Raw genomic sequence first — 20,714 nt, forward strand, 5'->3', positions numbered from 1 at the left:
GTAGTTTACTAATTTCATCTAATAAACGAATAGTAGCTGCTTCGTCATTCATAACTTCGTTCTTTTGCCTATTCCATTTGGCAAAGCAGTAACTACATTTATAATTGCAAGCCTCGGTAATGTGCCAGTTTACGACCAGCTCTCTTTTAGGTTGGTTTTTATTATTCATGGATATTTCCACTTGAAGTGATTAGAATTAAGATAATGACAGTACTTACTCTAAAGTTTTATAGAAGCCGAATCTCCCCCGAAAAGACGAATTTTGATAATTATTTATATTGATATATGTTTAACCATCAAAAAAGCCAGACAATTTAAGCTGTCTGGCTTTTTTGATAGTTAACATTTATTTATTTTCTTTATCTGTCCGCCATAAAGCATGTTCACATATTGCGCATAACCAACTATCTTTTGCGCACATATAACGAATATCAGCAGGTACTTCAATTGGACAAGCATAACCGCAGTACTCACACACAACATCGTCCAAGTAGGCATAACATTGAGCAACTGTCTCAAAGAGTACTTGAGGATTTACCTCATATTTCTCACAAAGCGTCTTCACATGTTTAATAAAGCCGCTCTGATTATCATATGCCCAGTAATCCTCACATATTTTGATATCATATGGGCTATGCGTCATATTAGGCTGAAGTTACACACTCATAATATTCTCCTCAGTAGCTTCCATAATCAGAGTGCGGTAATAGCTCATAAAGCTCGCTTTGAAGCTGACTGCTCATATCTTTTATAAAGTACCCATCTTGAGCATCCAAGCGCTTCTGCACCCATACCCGCATCGCCATATCGTTATTAAAGCACCGTTTCACTCCCAAGAAGCGAGCGAGGTTATGACCCGATGGAACGTACAACTCTCGCATCAATGCATTGGCGATCAGATTTGCATCTACACTGATTGCACCGTCAGGTTTAAACTCACCAAACAGCTCCTCATAATTGATGATTTTCATTGTGACGTCTCCTTGTCAGTTTTTGCATTCGTGATTAGTGCTTCAGTGTCAGAGCTATTCGATGCGCTGGTTAACTTCTCCTTACTCGCTAAGAGCAAGTTATCCATCGCTGAGCCATCTTGACGGGTGATATCAGGCACATAACGGCTATACACACGAAACAGCATCTCCGTACTACTGTGACCCATCTGACGAGCTATCCACTCAGGATTCTCACCAGCAGCGAGCCAAAGCGTCGCTGCGGTATGCCGAGTCTGATAAGCACGCCTGTGCTTAAGTCCGAGTAGGGCAAGTGTGGGTTTCCATACCCGTCTATTCACATTACGATACTCCAGTGGATTGCCTTGTGAATTGCAAAACACAAACTCTGACTTGCCAAAGGTGCGTGCCTTCTGGTCTTGCAGTGCGTCATACACTAACTGTGACATCGCAATATCACGTTGTGAGCCTAATGTCTTAGTCGGACCCATCTCACCATTAACTAATGCCTCTCTTATACTAATCTCACGGCGATCAAAATTAATGCAATCCCACTTCAGCCCATCTATTTCACTGGTACGCATTCCTGTAAAGAAGCGAATAGTGTAGTAGGGCTTATAATCAGCTCGAACATGCTTTAAAATCAGCCATACCTCACTCAATGTAAACGGGTTTACATCCGGACGAGCTTGTTTGAGATGCTTAATATTTTTATAAGGCATCTCAAACTCATGGCGATCTGATGCTTCTTCTAGTATCATACGAAGAAGTATCATGATCTGGTTGATCCGTGCTACTGACAGACTTGACTGACCATCTTTACCGTAACAAACTTTGGCGAGGGAGCTACGGAAGGTCAGCAAGTCTGGTTTTTTTATGGCATGTACCGCTTTACCACCAAACTCAGGTAATAAATACTTATTCAAAATAATCTTTATTTTTTGCCGATAGCTCGGTCGCCATTCAATCTTCCTCTCCTCAAAAAATGTTTCCGAAAACTCCTTAAAGGTCGGATTACGACTGATACAAGCTTCGGCTCTATCAGCCAATGCCGTCATCTCCTGGGCTCGTTCACTCTTTGGGAAGTAAGCAGCATAGTCAAAGATGCCTAAAGTTATTTCTGCTTCCATTTTTTTCATGACTTGCGCTAATTTTTTACGATTAGCTGGGTTGTCTTCTAAACTGGTCTTTTCTCGACAGCGCTTACCTAAGTAGCGGAAGTCAACGACCAGCTTACCAAACCGTCCTCGCATAGTAGCCATAGTAAATCTCCTTATTTTTTTATTGAAGTGCCATACCGTTGATAGCGCTCATAACCGGCTTGCACATGTCTTCCTCGATACGCTCCCATACGTACAAAATCTTACGACCACCAAAAGGGCGTATGTAGTGAATGTTTTCAATCAAAACGGTATCTTTCATTTGATTGCGGATAGTACGTGCGTCGTACTTGATGCGTTCGGCTAACTCATCAGTTGTTAAATAAGTATTACTCATGGTGTTTACCTCTTTTCAGTTATTAAGTCATTGCATTAAGTGATAGAATAAAAATTATTTTATCAACCTGTAAAAATGCATCTTGAAGGAATCAGTTATAATTTACCCGCTTAAAGGTAATTAGTAACCGATTTGTGTAATATATTACCTTTTTACTGCAATGTAAAGCATTTTTACCCGAAAAGAGGTAATTTTTATGATTGTGTCTAAACTTCCTGTTATTTTGGCAGAGAAAAAATTGCGTGTAGCGGATGTTGTAAGAGCAACAGGTATGAGTAAATCAACACTTCATAAGCTATACAATGAAGAGTCATCAAGAATTGACTTCAATACCATCGACCAGTTATGTGAGTTTTTAGATGTGCAGGTGGGTGACTTATTTATTTATAAGCCAAATAATAAAGATGATGAAGAGTCTTGAGGACCTACAAAATTGAAAAAGATGCGCAGAGGAATAAGTGGTAAAGCCTTATATATGACGTTTCAAGGCCTAAAATTAAGGTTGGGGTTATTTTTAAAACTTAATTTTTCATGATTTGGTCACGTTTTGGTCACGCTATGAGCTCAATATACAAAAGCAGTAAAAAAGGAAAAGCGATGTTAAAAAAATATTTCTTAGCATCACTTTTTATAAATATAAGAATAATAAGTTGGGGTCAATTACGAAATCAGTGTTTATAGCGTGGGCACGAAATGGTCACGTTTTGGTCACGGTACTGATTTTTGAGCTTTTAATATATTAGATAAACTTAGCAATTAGACTGAATAGCTAATACTGAAAAACTCTGTAGCCCTTAAAAATTGGACAAAAAAAAGCCTCACTGTTAAGTGAGGCTTTCTTAATATTTGGAGCGGGAAAAGAGATTCGAACTCTCGACCCCAACCTTGGCAAGGTTATGCTCTACCACTGAGCTATTCCCGCTAATTATCAATTAACTATCGTCAGTTGATGAAGGCGTATTATACGCAGTTTTTTTTAGGTGTCAACACCTATGACGAAAAAAATTGAAGTTATTAAAATAGGCGTGTCTTCTGGCCATAGATATATGTTATAACGGTTTATTATAATATGTATTCCAAAAGCTTTGTAGTACATAAATAAGCTGGGACGCACTTTATAATTTAATCGTAATCACATTCACAATTATCAATACTTACCAAGATAAGTCATAAGGATAAAAAATGAGTCAACAATATACCATCGCTGATTATTTGTTTGATCGTGTCGCAGAAGCGGGTGCCTCTGAGATATTTGGCGTACCTGGTGATTTTAACTTAACTTTTTTGGATAACGTTCTCGCCTCTGACAAGCTACGCTGGGTGGGTAACACCAATGAGCTAAATGCTGGCTATGCTGCCGATGGCTATGCACGCGAGCGTGGATTTGCCGCCATGGTGACGACTTTTGGCGTGGGCGAGCTGTCAGCGATTAACGCGACCGCAGGTTCTTTTGCTGAGTACGCACCGGTATTGCATATCGTCGGTGCACCAAGCACAGCGCTACAAGATTCAAAGCGCCGTATTCATCATTCGCTTGGTGATGGCGTATTCAATCATTTTATTAAGATGGTCGAGCCTGTGACGGTAGCACGAGCGCAACTCACTCCTGAAAATGCTGCTTCAGAAATTGATCGAGTGATTCGCTTAATTCTCAAAAAGCATCGCCCAGGTTACTTACTATTATCACCAGATGTTGCTCGTCAGCCTATCTATCCACCAACGACCAAGCTGATCGATAGCCAAGAAGACATTACTAGCCAAGCGGCATTATCAGATTTCAAGCAAGCACTAACCGAGTTTTTGCCAAATAAGACCACGACACTGATGGCAGATTTGATGGTGCATCGTTTGGGCTTACAGTCACAGCTCAAAGCACTGATTGCTGATACAGATATTCCTTATACCACGCTATCTTGGGGCAAGACGCTGCTTGATGAAAATAGCGATCGTTGGGCAGGCACTTATGCGGGTGTTGCTTCGCGTCCAATTGTGAAAGATGCGGTAGAAAACTGCGAATGCCTCATCAAAGTAGGCGTGCAATATACTGATACTACTACCGCAGGGTTTAGCCAAGATATCAATGAAGATGTGGTCGTAGACTTGCATTATGAGCGTGCTTCTATCAGTGGTAAGAACTTTGCACCGATTGCGCTAAAAGATGCGTTGCAAGCACTGCATGAAGTGATGACTTCTGGCATTAATATCGTGCCAAAACCTTTCTGTGAAGAAGTTAAGCCGCACGAACAAAAAGGCAAAGACAGTGAGGCTATCCGCCAAGATGATTTATGGCATATTATCGCTGACCGCTTAGATCACAATAACTTGGTGTTTTCTGAACAAGGCACGGCTTATTTTGGTATCAGTGATGTGCGTCTGCCAGAAGGGGTGACGTCATATGGGCAGCCGATGTGGGGATCAATTGGCTACACGTTACCTGCCAGCTTGGGCGCCGCAATCGCATCGCCAGATAAACGTAGCGTGTTATTGATTGGGGATGGTTCAGCATTGCTAACGATCCAAGAGTTGGCGGTCATGATTCAAGAGCGTATCAATCCTGTAATCGTTTTAATCAACAATGACGGTTATACGGTAGAGCGCGCGATTCGTGGCGAAAACCAGTACTATAACGATATTCCTAAATGCGATTGGCAAATCATGCCGCGAGCTTTCGGCGCGACAGAAGAAAATAGCGTATTACTCAAAGCAGAGACAGCAGGCGAGCTAAAATCTGCTTTCGACAAAGCTGCTGCGACTACCGATAAGCTTATAATGATTGAGGTAATTGCAGACAAGCATGATATCCCACCATTGCTAGCAGACATCAGCGCGGCACTAAAACCGAAAAAAGATTAAGTAATTCGTAAAAGCTTACTCAATAGAAGTGAATAGCCCCATTTAGCGAAATAGCTAGATGGGGTTTTTGCATTTTTTTTATCATACGAATTAATTAATCAGTGATTGCTCTTATGTCAGTTTGCAGACTTTAGTATCATGGCGGATTGGGCTACGTTCAGCCTTTATACTCAACAGGAGATGGACCCGTCGTGATTTGGTTAAAAATGCTTATCGGCGCATTGATGGTACTGGCGATTCAAATGTTCGCCCAAACCCGATTTTTCTATTTGGCGGCACTTGCGCCACTATTCCCCACCTTTACGTTAATCAGTCACTTTATCGTTGGTACTGAGCGCAGTCCTGCTGATTTAAAGGTCGCGTTGATATTCAGTATGCTTGGCGTCATACCGCATTTAATTTATACCTTTGTGGTGTTTTTTAGCATCAGTTATATGAGCTTATATAAGGCATTGCTATTAGGCGTAGTCGCTTGGACGGTTGCGGCTGCGATTCTGGTACTGACATGGCAATACATTCAAGGTTAAGTAATATTAAGACGTAAACTCTTTTAGCATAGCAATATTGTTTTGCAGGCTTCACTTTAATATTTGAGCGTTTTTTATTGAAGTATTTTTTATTGACTTTGTATTGGCTGCTAGTTCTGACGATGATGCTAATATCGCCATAAATAATGGTCATTCATATTTTGAATAATGGCCGCTTATGATAGGCTCACTGGTGTAATATCTACTAACAGCAAGATAACGAAAACCCCATCGCAATCAATTACTATTCTTAATAATAAAAAATAGGGCTCAAAAAAAATGGATACCTTAAATATCCTGTATCTCGTAGGCGCAGTACTAATTTTCGCCAGTATCATGGCGAGTACATTATCGGCGCGCTTAGGCGTACCATTGTTGTTGCTGTTTTTGATAGTGGGTATGTTGGCAGGCGAGCAGGGTATCTTGGGTATTGAGTTCTCTCAATATGCGCTAGCCAATTTCGTTGGGCAGGCCGCATTAGCCTGTATCTTGCTAGATGGTGGTTTACGTACGTCCTTTAAATCGTTCCGAGTAGGGCTAAAACCTGCGATTACGCTGGCCACGTGGGGCGTGTTGGTCACGGTCATGGTGCTAGGGGTCTTTGTCACTTGGCTACTTGATGTCGATTGGCGCTTTGGTCTACTGATGGCAGCGATTGTCGGCTCAACCGATGCAGCAGCGGTATTTTCTCTATTACGTAATGGCGGCGTCAAGCTTAATGACCGTGTACAAGCCACGCTTGAACTTGAGTCTGGTGCCAACGATCCCTTGGCTATTTTATTAGTCACTGGTTTAATTGCCTTAAATGTTGATCCTGATGGTCAGACAGTATTTGGCTTTTTAGTTTTATTGTTACAGCAGCTGAGCTTTGGGCTAGGTATGGGCTTATTGTTCGGTTATTTTCTATCCCGATTATTGCCCAAGGTGCATTTGGCAGAAGGCATGTACGCCATTTTGATTCTCTCTGCTGGCTTGGCTGTGTTCGCTGCGACCAACCTTATTGGCGGCAGTGGATTTTTGGCGGTATACCTCACTGGTGTGTTAATCGGTAACCACAAGGTGCGCTCGACAGAGCATGTCATGCGAGTGATGGACAGCTTTGCTTGGCTGTCTCAGGCCGTACTGTTTGTGGTATTGGGACTATTGGTCACTCCGTCAAACGTCCTCAATGTCTGGCATTATTCGGTTGCAATCGCGCTCTTTATGATCTTTGTCGCGCGTCCTATTGCCGTCTATACCAGCGTAAAACCTTTCAAATTTAAAGACAGAGAGATTGGGTTTATCTCTTGGGTTGGTCTACGCGGTGCAGTACCTATTACGCTTGCTATCTTGCCAGTCATGGCGGGGATAGATAACGCTTTTATGTTGTTTGATATTGCCTTTGGCGTCGTAGTACTATCGCTAATTTTGCAAGGTACGACCATCCCGACGATGGCAAATCTATTTAAAGTACGTATCCCAACTAATAAAGACCCCAAAGAAGAGCATGAAGTCTGGGTATCCGATAAGGCCAGTATCACGCTGTATGAGTTTGAGGCAAAGTCGGGCGCATTTGCCATTGGGCGTCATCCTATGGGTATCTCCAAAGGCATCAATCCAGATGAAATCAGTGTCTTTGCGCTAGTCCGTAACCAGCAAATCGTAGTAGTCGATGACAATACAAAGCTAAAATTCGGCGACAGTGTCTGGTATGCGATGAGAGGTAATCACGCTAGCAAAATTGCCAAGATTTTTAATGACACGACATTAGATCGCAAAGCTATCGATGATTTCTATGGCGATTGGTTGCTATCACCGAGTGTTAAGCTTGGTGATTTGCCGTTTTTTACAGGAATCATGGCATCTGAGACATTGGTAAAAACACTGAAAACGTCCGATGAAGACAGCGCAAAAAACATGTGGGAGCAGACGGTGGCCGAGTACGTGAAATCACATTTAGGTACAGCGCCAGTGTCAGGCGATATCGTTGTAATAAGTGATGAATGGTCGCTCGTTATTAAGGAAGTCGATGACAAAGGGAAGCTAAGAACCATCGGTCTAAAGTACCAACAACCGTCTGTAGTATTGTAATAAATCTAGTGGTATCCTATAGCAAGTTCATCATCTTATTCAAAAAGTCAGCCGCTTGTTTAGGCTGATTTTCCCGATATGCCCAATGGTGCTCGACATCATAGCTTGCTTCATCAGGCAGTAGTATTTTCATCAGTCCCATACCCTCATAACGCTTCGCTAAATCACGCGGCAAGTAGCCAACATGGTGGCCTGCAAGGATAAGCTGCGCTGTCGCCTCCATATGATAAGTAGTCGCGCTTAACGTCTTGGGGCGAATATGATTGATATGATGCTCGACCACATAGCCTCTTTTTATCCACGGATAGTTCTGTTCTAAATCCTCAAAAGTTAATCCTTCTGAGTTGTAAAACAATCTATGCTCGCGACCACAACAGACCACTTGCTTTTCAACAAATGCCGGCTTAAAAGTCAGTAAAGGTGGAAAGCTGCCAAAATAACCCACGCCAATGTCACTCTCGTTACTTAAGAGCTTTTCTAACATGCTCTCAGGACTTTGTACGTCGATAGAAAAGTGTATTAACGGGTTATTACGGTAGCTGTTGGCTAGACGTTGTCTAAGTGCGTCATAAAAAAACTTGGGCATCTGATCAATCAAGCAAAGCCTAATGTGCCCGCCGTGGACTGAGTCTAGTTGTCTAATATAATGCAGCTGATGTTGAAAGCTGGCGACCGATTCGGTAAAGCCCAAACAAGCCTCGTAAACAGCAGCACCATCTTCTGTCAGTTTAAATCCTGCTCGACCACGGTGACATAGTGTCATCCCTAAGCGGTCTTCTAAGTGGGTTAAATGCCCACTAATGACAGAGGTTGTGACATTTAAACGCGACTGGGCAGCAGTTACGCCTTGACACTCTACAATAGCCATAAAGCTGCGTAGCGTTTTGATGTCTATTTTTATCAGTTCATCCAATATCAAAAGTGGCTCCTTATTCACTCAATCAACATTATCTCTTTTTGAATCGACATTGCGTTTCCTAAACTTCTGATAATAACTTATAAGCGCATTTTACTACGAAAAAATAGAAGTTTACTTCTAAATTTTACCATGGTTCCTTCTCTTATATTTATGTATTGTCAATGACATGTAGCAAATTGTGTACTTAAACCAAATAAGCAAGGAAGTAACCTATGACATTTAATCAACCATTAAGCGGCAATGACATGCCAAGATTTGGTGGCTTCGCTTCTATGATGCGCTTGCCGACTCAAGCTGATGCTGAAGGGTTAGATGTGGCATTTGTTGGTGTCCCTTTAGATATCGGTGCATCCAACCGTAGCGGGGCTAGATTGGGTCCTAGACAGATTCGTGATGAGTCAAGAATGATTCGTCCTTACAATGTGGCCACTCGTGCTGCGCCTTTTGAATCATTACAAGTCGCTGATATCGGTGATGTGCCTATCAACACATTCAACCTGCTAAAAAGCGTTGATATCATCGAAAAATTCTATACCGATAAAATCGTCAAACACGGCGCGATTCCTCTAACACTAGGCGGCGATCATACTATCGCGTTACCTATCCTACGTGCACTTGCCAAAAAACATGGTCCTGTCGGCATGGTACATATCGATGCTCATGCTGATATCAATGATGATATGTTTGGCGAAAAAATCGCTCATGGTACGCCGTTCCGCCGCGCTGTTGAAGAAAACCTAATTGATGGCAATCGTGTGGTACAGATTGGTCTACGTGGTACAGGCTATAGCGCAGAAGAGTTTGACTGGTCAACTGAACAGGGATTCCGCGTGGTACCTGCTGAGGAGTGCTGGTACAAATCGCTAACACCGCTCATGGCTGAAGTACGTGAAAAGCTAGGTGATGGTCCTGTCTACTTGAGCTTCGATATCGACGGTATTGATCCTGCATTTGCCCCAGGTACGGGCACTGCTGAAATCGGTGGTCTGACCTCTACTCAAGGTATCGAAATCATTCGCGGTATGCGTGGCCTAGACGTGGTAGGTGGGGACTTAGTTGAAGTATCACCACCGTATGATCCATTCGGTAATACCTCGGTATTGGCGGCGAATTTATTGTTTGAGATGCTATGTATCCTGCCGGGCGTACGCTATGACGACAAGGTTAAGGCGGTTTACTAGTCGTTATATCTCAACATGATAACCGTGAAAGGAATGGGTTATTAACAGTCTTTTATTGGTTAGATGTGGAGCATAAAGTAGCTTTATCGGCACCAGTGCAATGACTGGTATTAATATAACTCGGTTAAGGAAGACACTAATGAGTAAACCTTCTTCATTTTTTGGTCAAGATACGCTTTCTCCAAATGAAGCTGGACACAGTTTGGGTTCAATTGGTACGTTTGCACTGTGGTTTGGTGCCAATATCGTAGTCACGACCATCTTAACTGGGATGTTGTTGGTACCAGATCTACGATTTACCACTGCTATAACGACTGTACTCATTGGTTCTTTAATCGGTGCAATTCCACTGCTTTTGGTTGGCTTGATGGGCCAGCGTACCGGCCTACCATCGATGGCGCTGACACGTAGAGCTTATGGACCACTTGGTAGCCAGTTGATTTCACTGGTAAACATGGGTGTGCTCATTGCGTGGAGCTGTATTCAGGCGCTGCTCGCTGGCATGAGTCTGAATTACGCGATTGAGGCTACCACGGGTTATAGCAACCTACCACTATTTGTGATCTTGTGTGAGACAGTCGTGGTGCTAATTGTGCTACGCGGTCACCTCGGTATTGAGCTTGTCGAACGCTGGGCGGCACTAGCCATGGCAGGTCTTACGGTCGTCGTGCTTTATCAGCTAAACCAACATTATGATGTATCGACACTGTTTGAGATGCCAGTTGAATCACGTAATGGTATTACGCTAGGTATCGCATTTGATATCGTCATTGCCACTGCGTTCTCTTGGATGTCTTCGGCAGCTGATTACAACCGTAACTGTAAGACTTCAAAGATTGCCGTATGGGGTACTTACTTTGGCTACATCATGGCGGCTATTGTTGCTATGGGTTTGGGTGCGACGATATCAGGGCTTTCTATCTTAAACGGTATGGAACAGACTTACGATCCGACTCGTCTGCTTGCTGACTTTGGTTTTGGTTTGCCAGCTGCGCTAGTTATCTTCTTTTCAGTTATGACCACCAATGTAATGGCAGTCTATAGCGCAACGCTATCCTGCATGAACATCGCTCCTAACATGAGCTTTTGGAAACCTGCACTTATCATTGGTTTGGTCACTATCTTTGGGGCGCTGATACCAGGTATTTTAGACCAATTCCAAAACTTCTTATTGATCGTAGGTGCACTATTTATCCCAGCATTTTCAGTCATGATTGTCGATTATTACCTTGTTGGTCAAGAAGGCTATACCGCAAAGCTGCTTGACTCTACCAAACAGTTAGGCCGTCCTACTGCAAAGATTGCTATCGCAGCATATCTAATCGGTGCAGCGCTTGCCGCATACTGGACTTTGATAGCGCCTCCATCTTTCGGTGCTTCATTACCTGTCTTTATTATTACTGGTGGACTTTATTGGTTAGGTGCGACTCTGTTTACTCGTCCTAATAGCGCTGTCACTTCAGCTCAAAAGGAGCCCTCATTGTGAAATTGATGATTGCTCAAACCAGCCCTTTACTGGCTGAAGCGCCTGCCAATCTAGAAGCTTTAGAGTCGCTTTGCCGCTTAGCAGTAGAGGCAAAAGTAGATCTGATCGCGTTGCCAGAGCTTGCATTCACAGGCTACAACATCTTTGAGCATCTTGATCGCTTAGCGCAAACTATCGATGGTCCAATTGTCACTGAGGCAGCGAGACTTGCTGATAAATATAACTTGCATCTATTGTTTGGTCTCGCTGAGCGCCAGTCTAATGGGGAGTTAAGCAACTCTGCCATACTGCTAGATGACAATGGGCAACACCTTGCGACTGATAACAAGCGTCATTTATGGGATCGTGAAAACGAGTTCTTTACAGCAGGTAAAAAGTCCTGCGTGGTTGACACTCGATTCGGTAAATTAGGATTGATGATTTGCTACGATAATGAGTTCCCAGAAGTGGCAAGAGAACTGGCACAAGCAGGGGCAGAGGTCATACTGTCACCGACAGCAAATATGTTGCCAAATGCCGAACGTCAGGTACTTCAAATAAGCGCTCGTGCCATGGACAATCAATGCTTTGTTGCTTGTATCAACCGCTCAGGCGTAGAAGACACCCTTCATTACTGTGGTAATAGTATCGTCGCTGGTCCCGATGGCGAAGTAATCGGAAGGCTTGGTTTGTCCGCTGGCACGATGATAGTAGATATTGATCTTGCCTGTATTGACGAGAGTCGCATGCACCAAAATTATCTTAAGGACCTGCGTGTTCTTAAAGATACTCATGTCGTTAATGGAGCTGACTTATGAGTGAGCAGTCATTACCTCGAATCAAACCAGAAAATTGGTATCGAACCACCACGCTCAGTGACGGAATCACACTTATTGACGAGCCATGGATTAAGCCGTTTTTCCGCTGCAATCTGTGGCACGTACGGGGTAGCGAACGTGATTTATTAGTAGATTTTGGGTTAGGTGCTGTACCATTGCGCCGCCATGTTGCTTTGCTCGCTGATCGCGATATTGTTGGTGTTGCCAGTCACACCCATTTTGACCATATTGGCGCAGCAAATGAATTTGACTGCTGTCATGTCCATTCTGCTGAAGCACACATCTTAGCTGAACCAGATAATGCTCGTACTTTGGCAGATATGTTTGTTAACGATGAGATGTTTGACGCGCTACCGCCTGAACCTTATGCCCATTGCGGTTATAAAATTGCTGCACCAGCGAAAATTATGCAGCTTGAAGATGGTGACGTGATTGATTTGGGCAATCGTCAATTTGAAGTGATTCATACGCCAGGCCATTCTCCAGGTGGTATCGCCTTGTGGGAAGCTGCTAGCGAAACACTGATTTCTGGTGACCTTATCTATGATGGCCCATTAATTGAAGATACGTGGCACAGCAACATGGCTGACTACGCCAAGAGTATGCGCCGTTTAAATGCACTGCCGGTGCGTGTCGTTCATGGTGGTCATTTCCCTAGCTTTTCAGGTAAACGCTTAAACATCATGATTGATGATTGGTTACGGCACCATGACTTGTAATGAATAGCATTTAATAACGATTAAAAATAAATTATTAGCCAATATAAAAATTTTAACTTAATACTAATTATATTTTTTAGGATGACTGACCCATGACCCAATTGACGCAAACGCCTTCTTCTTTGTCTGACACATCATCATTGACCTGCGGTGAGCTATTGGTGCAGTGGCTAGAGTATTATGGTGTAGAGACCGTTTTTGGTATCCCTGGTGTACACACGGTAGAGCTATATCGCGGTCTGCCAAATACCAATATTCGTCATGTGACACCGCGTCATGAACAAGGTGCTGGGTTTATGGCAGACGGCTATTATCGTGCCTCTGGCAAGATTGGCGTATGTTTCATCATTACTGGCCCTGGCATGACCAACATTATGACGGCGATGGCGCAGGCACTGGCTGATTCGATACCGATGCTAGTGATTTCTAGTGTCAATAAAGTCAAAGACACGGGTAGTGGCGAAGGGCATTTGCATGAGTTGCATGATCAGCAAGGCATGATTAGTAAAGTAGCATTGACGAGTAAGACCATTTGGCAACCTGAATCGCTACCGAAAGTCATTGCAGAAGCTTTTGCTTTATTTAACGGTGCACGTCCGGGGCCAGTACATATTCAGCTACCTATTGATGTCATCACTGCTGATGCTAGCCATGTTGCTAAGCCATCTAGTTTAAATGCTGTAGCAAATAGCGAAGTTGGTACAAATAGTGTGATCCTACCGCAGGTCACAAGACCATTGCCGAATCCTACGCAATTAGACCTAATTGTACAGTCATTACAAACCGCGAAAAATCCTGTAATACTTTATGGAGGCGGCTGCGTCGATGTCGATCACGATGCACAGCGATTGGCAGAGTTGATAGATGCGCCAACGTTTTTGACAATTAATGCCAAAGGCTTGCTGCCACCTGGTCATCCACTAAGTTTGGGTAGCAACCAGTCATTAGACGCAGGCCGAGCCGTGATTACCGAGGCCGACTGGGTGTTAGCGATTGGTACTGAGCTTGGCGAAACTGACTATGATGTGTTCTTTAATGGTGAGTTTAAGATAAATGGCACGCTAGTACGTATCGACTGTGATACCCAGCAATTGCAGCGTCCATTTAGAGCAGACATTGCGGTACTGTCTGACGCACAGATGGCGATTAGTGGTTTATGTGATCGCTTAGAAGGTCAGACATTCGATCATCAAGCACTGTCACGTGTCAATGAGGCAAAACAAGCCATCTTGAAGGATGTAACGACAGACTTTGCGGGTCAGAATGCATTACTAAAGCTGATTAGAGACGAGGTAGAAGACGTCATTTTCGTTGGTGATTCAACGCAGCCTGTCTATAGTGGCAACCTTGGTCTTGAAGCCTTTGCGACGCGTAAATGGTTTAATTCTTCAACAGGTTTTGGCACATTAGGCTATGGTTTGCCTGCTGCTATTGGGGCCATGGTTGGCTCAAACCTACCTGTCGTCAGTCTAATGGGTGATGGCGGTATTCAGTTTACGATTGCCGAGCTCATCTGCGCAGCCGAGCTTGAGCTACCATTGATCGTTTTATTATGGAACAACCAAGGCTACGGTGAGATTCGTCGTTACATGGAAGAGGGCGGTTTACCACTGATTGGCGTCAATATCAAAACGCCAAACTTTGAGCCACTAGCAGCAGGGTTTGGCGCTGGCTATCGTAGAATTACTGATAAGCAGCAATTGCTAGACGCATTAAAGACAGACACGAAGGGTAAACAGCCAATCATTTATGAGATTGATGAAGCAGACGACTTTCTAAAAGAAATGGCCAAGACAGTGACTTATTTTAGTTAATAGTAATATTGGCGCTAATGCCACGGATAATAACGAAACTGATAGTCACAGTTCTAAAAAACGACAAAAAAATGACAAACGCTGGTGACGCAAGGAAGCACGTCCATGACGCCAAATGCTAGAGAAATGTCAGAAAGTAGACATAAGCAAATGCTGCGTTTGTTGACGGCGCTTGCTGCTGTCGTTGGTACGACCAATGTATTGACAAAACTTAGCCAACAGCAGTCTTATGTGCAAGGTGCGATTGAGGCTGTCACAGACGCTACCATCGCAGTTGTGATACCGCACTCTCTTGTGGCACTATGGCGCGTCATTAATATCTGTGCCACTTTTGATGTGATTATCATTGCTCAAGCGGCCAATACAGGCCTAACAGGTGGCTCAACACCGAATGGAGAGTATGACAGGCCGCTAGTCGTAATCTCTATGCAGTTATTGGGCGGCGTGCATTTACTTAATGATGCAGCAGAACTGGTTGCTTTGCCAGCCGCTACTTTGCAGCAATTAGAGTCCACACTTGCGCCATTAGGGCGTGAGCCGCATTCAGTACTGGGCTCTAGTTGTGTGGGAGCATCGGTGATAGGCGGCATCTGTAACAGTTCAGGCGGGATGTTGGTGCAGCGTGGACCTGCCTATACTGAAATGGCATTATTTGCCAGACGCAATGACTCAGGAGTGTTTGAGTTAATCAATCACTTAGGACTGGATTTGGGGTCGCATCCAGAGGAAATGCTAGAGAACCTGCAAGCTGGCACGTTTAATAAAGCTTCAAATAGCACGAGCAACAGTAACGCCTGCACCAACCATCATTATCAACACAAAGTCCGTGATTGTGAGGCAGAGACACCTGCTAGATTTAACAACGATCCCAGCGGTCTGTACGAAGCATCTGGTTCGGCTGGCAAGGTCATCGTGTTTGCAGTGAGAGTGGCGACCTTTGTCAAACCCAAGCGAGAGCAAACATTTTATATCTCGACCAACGACGCTGATACCTTGACCACACTTAGAAAACAATGGTTACAAAGCGAGTTGAAATTGCCTGTGTCGGCTGAGTATATGCATAAAGACTATAACGACATTACTATGCACTATGGCCGAGACACTTGCTTGAGTATGCGTAAGCTCCCTGCCAGCAAGATAGGGTCGCTATATCGACTGCAAGCAAAGGTTGGCTACTATTTGGATAAGTGGCATCTTCCAAAAACGCTGCTAGATCGGATATTACAGATGACATCTAGGTTTATGCCGCCGTCATTACCAGCCACTTTGACCACGCAGGCATGCTCATATAAATACCATTTGATTATAAAAGTCGCAGATGGTTTTGATAACGACTCTAATAATGGCACCAATAAAAATTCAGATAAAGATTCTAATAAAACTGATGGCAACAATATCGCCGCTGCGCAGGATTTTTTGCAAAATCATCTACAGCAATATCAAGGTGCGCTGCATGTGTGTACAGAGCTTGAATCGCAATCACTGTTGGTATTTCGCAGTGCCGCGACCGCTGCCATGTTTCGTTATCATAATTTAAATCAAGATAAGTTTGGCGAGCTGCTATCGACCGATATTGCTTTACCTAGAAATGCTGTAGATTGGGACGAGACTCTACCTGAACATTTACAAGAACAAGTCAGTAAAACCTTTTATCTGGGGCATTTTTTCTGTCATGTCATGCACCAAGACTATTTATTGAAACCTAAGACCAATGCCAAGCAATTCAAGGAAGACCTGCTGGAATTTTATGACCAACGTCATATTGAGTATCCTGCCGAACACAATGTGGGGCATGTGTATCCTGCTAAAACTGAGCTACATTATTTTTATAAAAAACTGGATCCAACCAATTCGCTCAACCCAGGTATTGGTCAGACAGAGAAATGGAAAAACTGGCAATCATCGCCCATTAAGGAGAAATTAAATGACGAGTTACATGGATAAGTCGCAGCAGCCGATTTTAGGGAATAATACGGTTGATCCAGAAACGCCAAAGGCAGGACAGTGGCGTGCAGCAATGTGGAAGTTCCTATTGTTTTCAGCACTAGGTATCGCGCTGTTTATCATACCGTTTGAGTGGGATGGTAAAGTCACGATCTTATTGGGTGTGTTGACCGATACGCTACAAACCGTGTTAGGTGGATTTGTAGCCTATATTGCGATGGCGATAGTGACTATCTCCGCTCTTGGTGCACTGGCAGTCAAAGCGTTAAAGCCCAATTTGCATGAAGATTCATTGGTAAAAAAGCTCTTTGATATTGATTGGTTTTGGCTGTCCACGCGGTTTTTAGGTATGTTGTTTGTTTGGATGATTTTCCTACAAGTCGGCCCCGAGTTTATTATCAATCGTAATACGGGCGGCGTCATTTTCGAAGATTTGATTCCTATTCTGATTCCGTTGTTTTTCTTTGCCATTTTATCGCTACCATTTTTGACTGATTTTGGCTTGATGGAATTTTTGGGTACCTTAGCCAGTAAAGTGTTTATCAAACTTTTCAAACTACCTGGTCGTTCTGCGGTTGATGCAATGTCTTCTTGGTTTGGTGCAGCGTCTATCGGCTTGCTAGTCACTATGCAAGAGTATGACAAAAGCTTCTACAGTCAGCGTGAAGCCGCCATTATTGCGACTACATTTTCAGTCACTTCTATCGCCTTTACCTATGTGGTTGCCAAAACCATCGGTGTAGACAATAACTTCGTCTTCTTTTATCTGACCATTGCGCTAACCGGTTTCATCGCTGCGATTATTATGCCGCGTATACCACCATTATCACTTAAGCCTGATACGTATCACTCTGGCAAAAGCATGCTAGATGAAGGTATTCCTGCTGAATATACAACGTATCAATGGGCAGTTAATCGTGCGGTTACTCGCGCGCATTCTATGCCAAGCTTAGGTAAAGTGTTCAAACGCAGCGTACACAATCTGTTTGATATCTACTTTGGACTGATTCCTGTTATCTTTGCTATCGGTACCATCGGCCTTGGCTTAGCAGAGTACACGCCTGTCTTTAATTGGCTTGCGACACCACTTGTACCACTACTTGAATGGTTACAGATTCCAGAGGCGGCAAAGGCTGCACCTGCCATGATTATGGGCTTTGCAGATATGTACTTGCCAGCATTGGTCGGCAAAAGCATTGAAAGTGAGATGACACGTTTCATCGTTGGTGCTGCCTCAATTACTCAGATTATCTATATGTCTGAAGTGGGTGCGCTGATTTTGAAATCAAATATTAAGCTAAATGTATTAGAGCTATTTTTAATCTTTATCCTTCGTACGCTTATCAGCTTGGTAGTAATTACGTCTGTGGCGCATCTACTGTATTAGTGGCGTGTCTAGTATTCACAAGGCATCTAGCCTGACGATAATATACAAATGGTCGGTTTTTCTGTAGTCAGTTAAACCGACCATTTAGCCAATGACGTTACGCACATAAAGACAATTTGATCAAAAATATAAGGCGATTGACCATTATGGAAATGCTGAACTCTACAGATTTAACCAGAGAAACTGCCATACAAACGGCTCAAAACGAAGTTGTATTAAATGCCGCTTATATCAATGGTGACTGGGTTACGATTGAAGCCCTCGCGACTGACGGTAATAATGCAAGCTTTGATAATAGAAATAACCATGCGTTGTATGATCCAAATTCAGGTGAGGAGATTGCAACGACACGTCTGTGCACCAGTGCCCATGTAGAGCAGGCAGTCGAAGCGGCTGATGAAGCCTTTGCTAGCTGGTCACAGACTAGTGTAAGTGAGCGTGCCCGCTATCTAAATGCAATTGCAGAGTCTATGGAGCAGCAATTCGATAAGTTGGTTGGACTGTCTGTATTAAACAACGGCAAACCAATTGAAGAGGCGAAGATAGACGTAGGGGACGCCATTGCCTGCTATCGCTACTATGCCAATCTCATCACAGAGCAGGCAATATGGTCTAAGGTATCAACGCTTGAATCGGGTATTCGTTTGTTAAAGACATACTCGCCAGTGGGTGTTTGTGCGCTGATTACCCCTTGGAATTTTCCAATGGTGACGACTTCTTGGAAGCTGGCACCTGCGCTAGCGGCAGGTTGTACCGTGCTATTGAAACCGTCTGAGGTGACATTATTACCAGAGCTTATGCTAGGTAATATCTTGTCTGAGATAGGTTTGCCAAAAGGGGTGGTTAATATCTTACCAGGTGCTGCCGAAGTGGGCACTGCTATGACCAGTCATCCACTGATTGACAAAGTATCGTTTACTGGTAGTAATATAGTCGGTGAAAAGGTGATGATCCAAGCAGCAAAAGGTATCAAAGACATTAGCCTAGAGCTTGGCGGTAAGTCTGCTATTGTGATCTGTGCAGATGCTGATATTGACTACGCTTGTGACTTAATCATTGGCGGTATATTTACCAATGCAGGTCAGATATGCTCGGCCACGTCGCGTTTGGTTGTACATCAAGACATCGCTGAACAGCTTTTTGAGACGTTAAAAGTAAAAACGGAAAGTTTGCAAATAGGTGATGGTTTCGCGACAGATACGCAAATGGGTCCATTGGTGAGCGAGCAGCAGCTGAATCAAGTTAAGAAGTTCTTTGATATTGCCGCTGACGAACATCTTGCTTGTTTGACTGGTGGCGAGATAGTTACTGGTTCAGGATATTTTGCAACCCCAACGATTTATACAGACGTACCAACGACCAGCCAATTATGGATGGAGGAAGTGTTTGGGCCTGTATTAGTCAGTACAACCTTTATCGACAATGCAGAGGCTATTCGCCTAGCTAATGATAGCAAGTTTGCTCTAGCAGCTACCATCGTGAGCGCCGATGAGACTGCTGCGCTTGAGATGGCGCTACAAATAAAAGCCGGGCATATCTGGATTAACGAGCAACAAATCGTACTGCCAGAAGCAGGATGGGGCGGATTTAAGCAAAGCGGTATCGGCCGTGAGTTGGGCGGTGATGGTTTGTCTGCTTATCAGAAAAGCAAGCACGTATTACTGACTCATTAACTAGATTTTCACGTTTCTCGCTAGCCGTCATAAAGATTTGCACCTAGCTATTAACAGGATTGTTGATAGCTAAGTCGTGCTGTAGCATTACGTTTGTTTACCAGACCGTTTCTTATATTAACTTTACTGTCGCACCCATTCAGGATAAAATTGAGCAATCATTCAAGTTTTATAGCCGTGCCCATTTCTATATGAGGTCACGGCTTTTTAAATGGGGCACATTATGTCACGCACCGCACTTTACAACCGTCATGATGCCTTGGAGCGTGCGCTACAGCTTTTTTGGCAAAAGGGTTTTCATGCTACTTCTCTAAAAGACATCGAGCAAGCACTTGATATGCGCCCAGGCAGTATCTACGCAGCTTTTGGCAATAAAGAGGGACTGTTTCAAGAAGCACTAGAATATTATGCGCGTCTAGGATTGACTGAACTTGAGCGAGTATTGAGCCATCATAAAACGCCTTTATTAGGCCTTGCGGCTTACATACGTCAGCTTGGCGGGATTCGTGATAAAGCGTTACCGAGCCGTGCTTGTATGTTGGTCAAAAGCTTACTAGAGCTTGGTGCGCGTGAACAAACAGCGTTAACCAAGGTGGAAATGCTGCTGGCAGGTATGGAGACACGCTTTATAGAATGCTTTAAAGAAGCGCAGAATGTAGGTGAAATGAATAGTCAGCTGGATGCGGTTCGACTTGGCCGTCGCCTACAGGCAGAAGTCATGGGTCTGCGTGCTTTTGCACAGCGTGATGTAGAAAGCTCGACAGTACACGCCCTTGCTGAAGATATGGCCTTATCTATAGAAGCGTTGCGACTCGATAACTCAGTAAACGCTTAGAATGTCATAATCGGGTGTTCAAGACGGCATATATCTTCAGA

The 20,714-nt window shown here is 43.7% G+C and carries 17 protein-coding genes and 1 tRNA gene; 13 read left to right on the top strand and 5 right to left on the bottom strand.

Features of this window, described 5'->3' with window-relative positions; genetic code table 11:
• Positions 1-677: 677 nt before the first annotated feature.
• The 3 genes from CXF60_RS08220 to CXF60_RS08230 are packed head-to-tail and all read right to left on the bottom strand — an operon-like array spanning position 678 to position 2,447.
• Positions 678-971: a hypothetical protein gene (locus CXF60_RS08220; RefSeq protein ID WP_101205274.1), complete on the bottom strand. Its 294-nt coding sequence runs from the start codon at positions 969-971 to the stop codon at positions 678-680.
• Positions 968-2,212 carry a tyrosine-type recombinase/integrase gene (locus CXF60_RS08225; protein ID WP_101205273.1) on the bottom strand — a complete coding sequence of 415 codons (1,245 nt, stop codon included), beginning with the start codon at positions 2,210-2,212 and terminating at the stop codon, positions 968-970. The genes CXF60_RS08220 and CXF60_RS08225 overlap by 4 nt, the downstream gene beginning before the upstream one ends.
• 19 nt (positions 2,213-2,231) lie before the next feature.
• On the bottom strand, positions 2,232-2,447 hold the full coding sequence (locus tag CXF60_RS08230; protein WP_011513303.1) for a hypothetical protein: 216 nt from the start codon (positions 2,445-2,447) through the stop codon (positions 2,232-2,234).
• Positions 2,448-2,643: 196 nt separating this feature from the next.
• Here CXF60_RS08230 and CXF60_RS08235 point away from each other — a divergent pair, with 196 nt between their 5' ends.
• A complete protein-coding gene (locus CXF60_RS08235) occupies positions 2,644-2,868 on the top strand; it encodes a helix-turn-helix domain-containing protein (protein ID WP_062844818.1) in 225 nt (74 codons plus the stop codon).
• 426 nt (positions 2,869-3,294) lie between these two features.
• Here CXF60_RS08235 and CXF60_RS08240 read toward each other — a convergent pair.
• Positions 3,295-3,369 (bottom strand) — tRNA-Gly (locus CXF60_RS08240).
• Positions 3,370-3,629: 260 nt separating this feature from the next.
• Here CXF60_RS08240 and CXF60_RS08245 point away from each other — a divergent pair.
• The 3 genes from CXF60_RS08245 (at position 3,630) to CXF60_RS08255 (ending at position 7,897) form a co-directional block, all read left to right on the top strand.
• The gene (locus tag CXF60_RS08245; protein ID WP_102091550.1) at positions 3,630-5,300 is read left to right on the top strand and encodes an alpha-keto acid decarboxylase family protein; all 1,671 of its coding nucleotides are present in this window, start codon (positions 3,630-3,632) and stop codon (positions 5,298-5,300) included.
• 191 nt (positions 5,301-5,491) lie between these two features.
• A complete protein-coding gene (locus tag CXF60_RS08250; RefSeq protein WP_224737711.1) occupies positions 5,492-5,827 on the top strand; it encodes a GlpM family protein in 336 nt (111 codons plus the stop codon).
• A 279-nt stretch (positions 5,828-6,106) separates the two neighbouring features.
• A complete protein-coding gene (locus CXF60_RS08255; RefSeq protein ID WP_102091551.1) occupies positions 6,107-7,897 on the top strand; it encodes a potassium/proton antiporter in 1,791 nt (596 codons plus the stop codon).
• A gap of 16 nt (positions 7,898-7,913) precedes the next feature.
• Here CXF60_RS08255 and CXF60_RS08260 read toward each other — a convergent pair whose 3' ends face one another.
• A complete protein-coding gene (locus CXF60_RS08260; RefSeq protein ID WP_228707077.1) occupies positions 7,914-8,816 on the bottom strand; it encodes a LysR family transcriptional regulator in 903 nt (300 codons plus the stop codon).
• Between the two features lie 212 nt (positions 8,817-9,028).
• On the opposite strand from CXF60_RS08260, the gene speB reads away from it, so the two are divergent.
• The 9 genes from speB to CXF60_RS08305 all read left to right on the top strand — a co-directional run bounded on the left by speB (position 9,029) and on the right by CXF60_RS08305 (position 20,673).
• On the top strand, positions 9,029-9,997 hold the full coding sequence (speB, locus tag CXF60_RS08265) for an agmatinase (RefSeq protein WP_057760617.1): 969 nt from the start codon (positions 9,029-9,031) through the stop codon (positions 9,995-9,997).
• 139 nt (positions 9,998-10,136) lie between these two features.
• Entirely contained in the window at positions 10,137-11,483 is a 1,347-nt protein-coding gene (locus tag CXF60_RS08270) for a purine-cytosine permease family protein (protein WP_102091552.1), read from the top strand.
• Between the two features lie 5 nt (positions 11,484-11,488).
• Positions 11,489-12,280: a carbon-nitrogen hydrolase family protein gene (locus CXF60_RS08275; protein WP_228707083.1), complete on the top strand. Its 792-nt coding sequence runs from the start codon at positions 11,489-11,491 to the stop codon at positions 12,278-12,280.
• Entirely contained in the window at positions 12,277-13,020 is a 744-nt protein-coding gene (locus CXF60_RS08280) for an MBL fold metallo-hydrolase (RefSeq protein WP_102091554.1), read from the top strand. The genes CXF60_RS08275 and CXF60_RS08280 overlap by 4 nt, the downstream gene beginning before the upstream one ends.
• Positions 13,021-13,112: 92 nt before the next feature.
• The gene (locus tag CXF60_RS08285) at positions 13,113-14,834 is read left to right on the top strand and encodes a 5-guanidino-2-oxopentanoate decarboxylase (protein WP_102091555.1); all 1,722 of its coding nucleotides are present in this window, start codon (positions 13,113-13,115) and stop codon (positions 14,832-14,834) included.
• A gap of 105 nt (positions 14,835-14,939) precedes the next feature.
• The gene (dld, locus tag CXF60_RS08290) at positions 14,940-16,778 is read left to right on the top strand and encodes a D-lactate dehydrogenase (RefSeq protein ID WP_102091556.1); all 1,839 of its coding nucleotides are present in this window, start codon (positions 14,940-14,942) and stop codon (positions 16,776-16,778) included.
• Positions 16,759-18,165: a YjiH family protein gene (locus tag CXF60_RS08295; RefSeq protein ID WP_102091557.1), complete on the top strand. Its 1,407-nt coding sequence runs from the start codon at positions 16,759-16,761 to the stop codon at positions 18,163-18,165. The genes dld and CXF60_RS08295 overlap by 20 nt, the downstream gene beginning before the upstream one ends.
• Before the next feature lie 146 nt (positions 18,166-18,311).
• On the top strand, positions 18,312-19,838 hold the full coding sequence (locus CXF60_RS08300) for an aldehyde dehydrogenase family protein (protein WP_228707078.1): 1,527 nt from the start codon (positions 18,312-18,314) through the stop codon (positions 19,836-19,838).
• Positions 19,839-20,061: 223 nt separating this feature from the next.
• Positions 20,062-20,673: a TetR/AcrR family transcriptional regulator gene (locus CXF60_RS08305; protein ID WP_102091558.1), complete on the top strand. Its 612-nt coding sequence runs from the start codon at positions 20,062-20,064 to the stop codon at positions 20,671-20,673.
• The last annotated feature ends 41 nt before the right edge of the window (positions 20,674-20,714 follow it).

Origin of the sequence: Psychrobacter sp. 4Bb (assembly GCF_002836735.1) — a bacterium.
Classification (GTDB): domain Bacteria; phylum Pseudomonadota; class Gammaproteobacteria; order Pseudomonadales; family Moraxellaceae; genus Psychrobacter.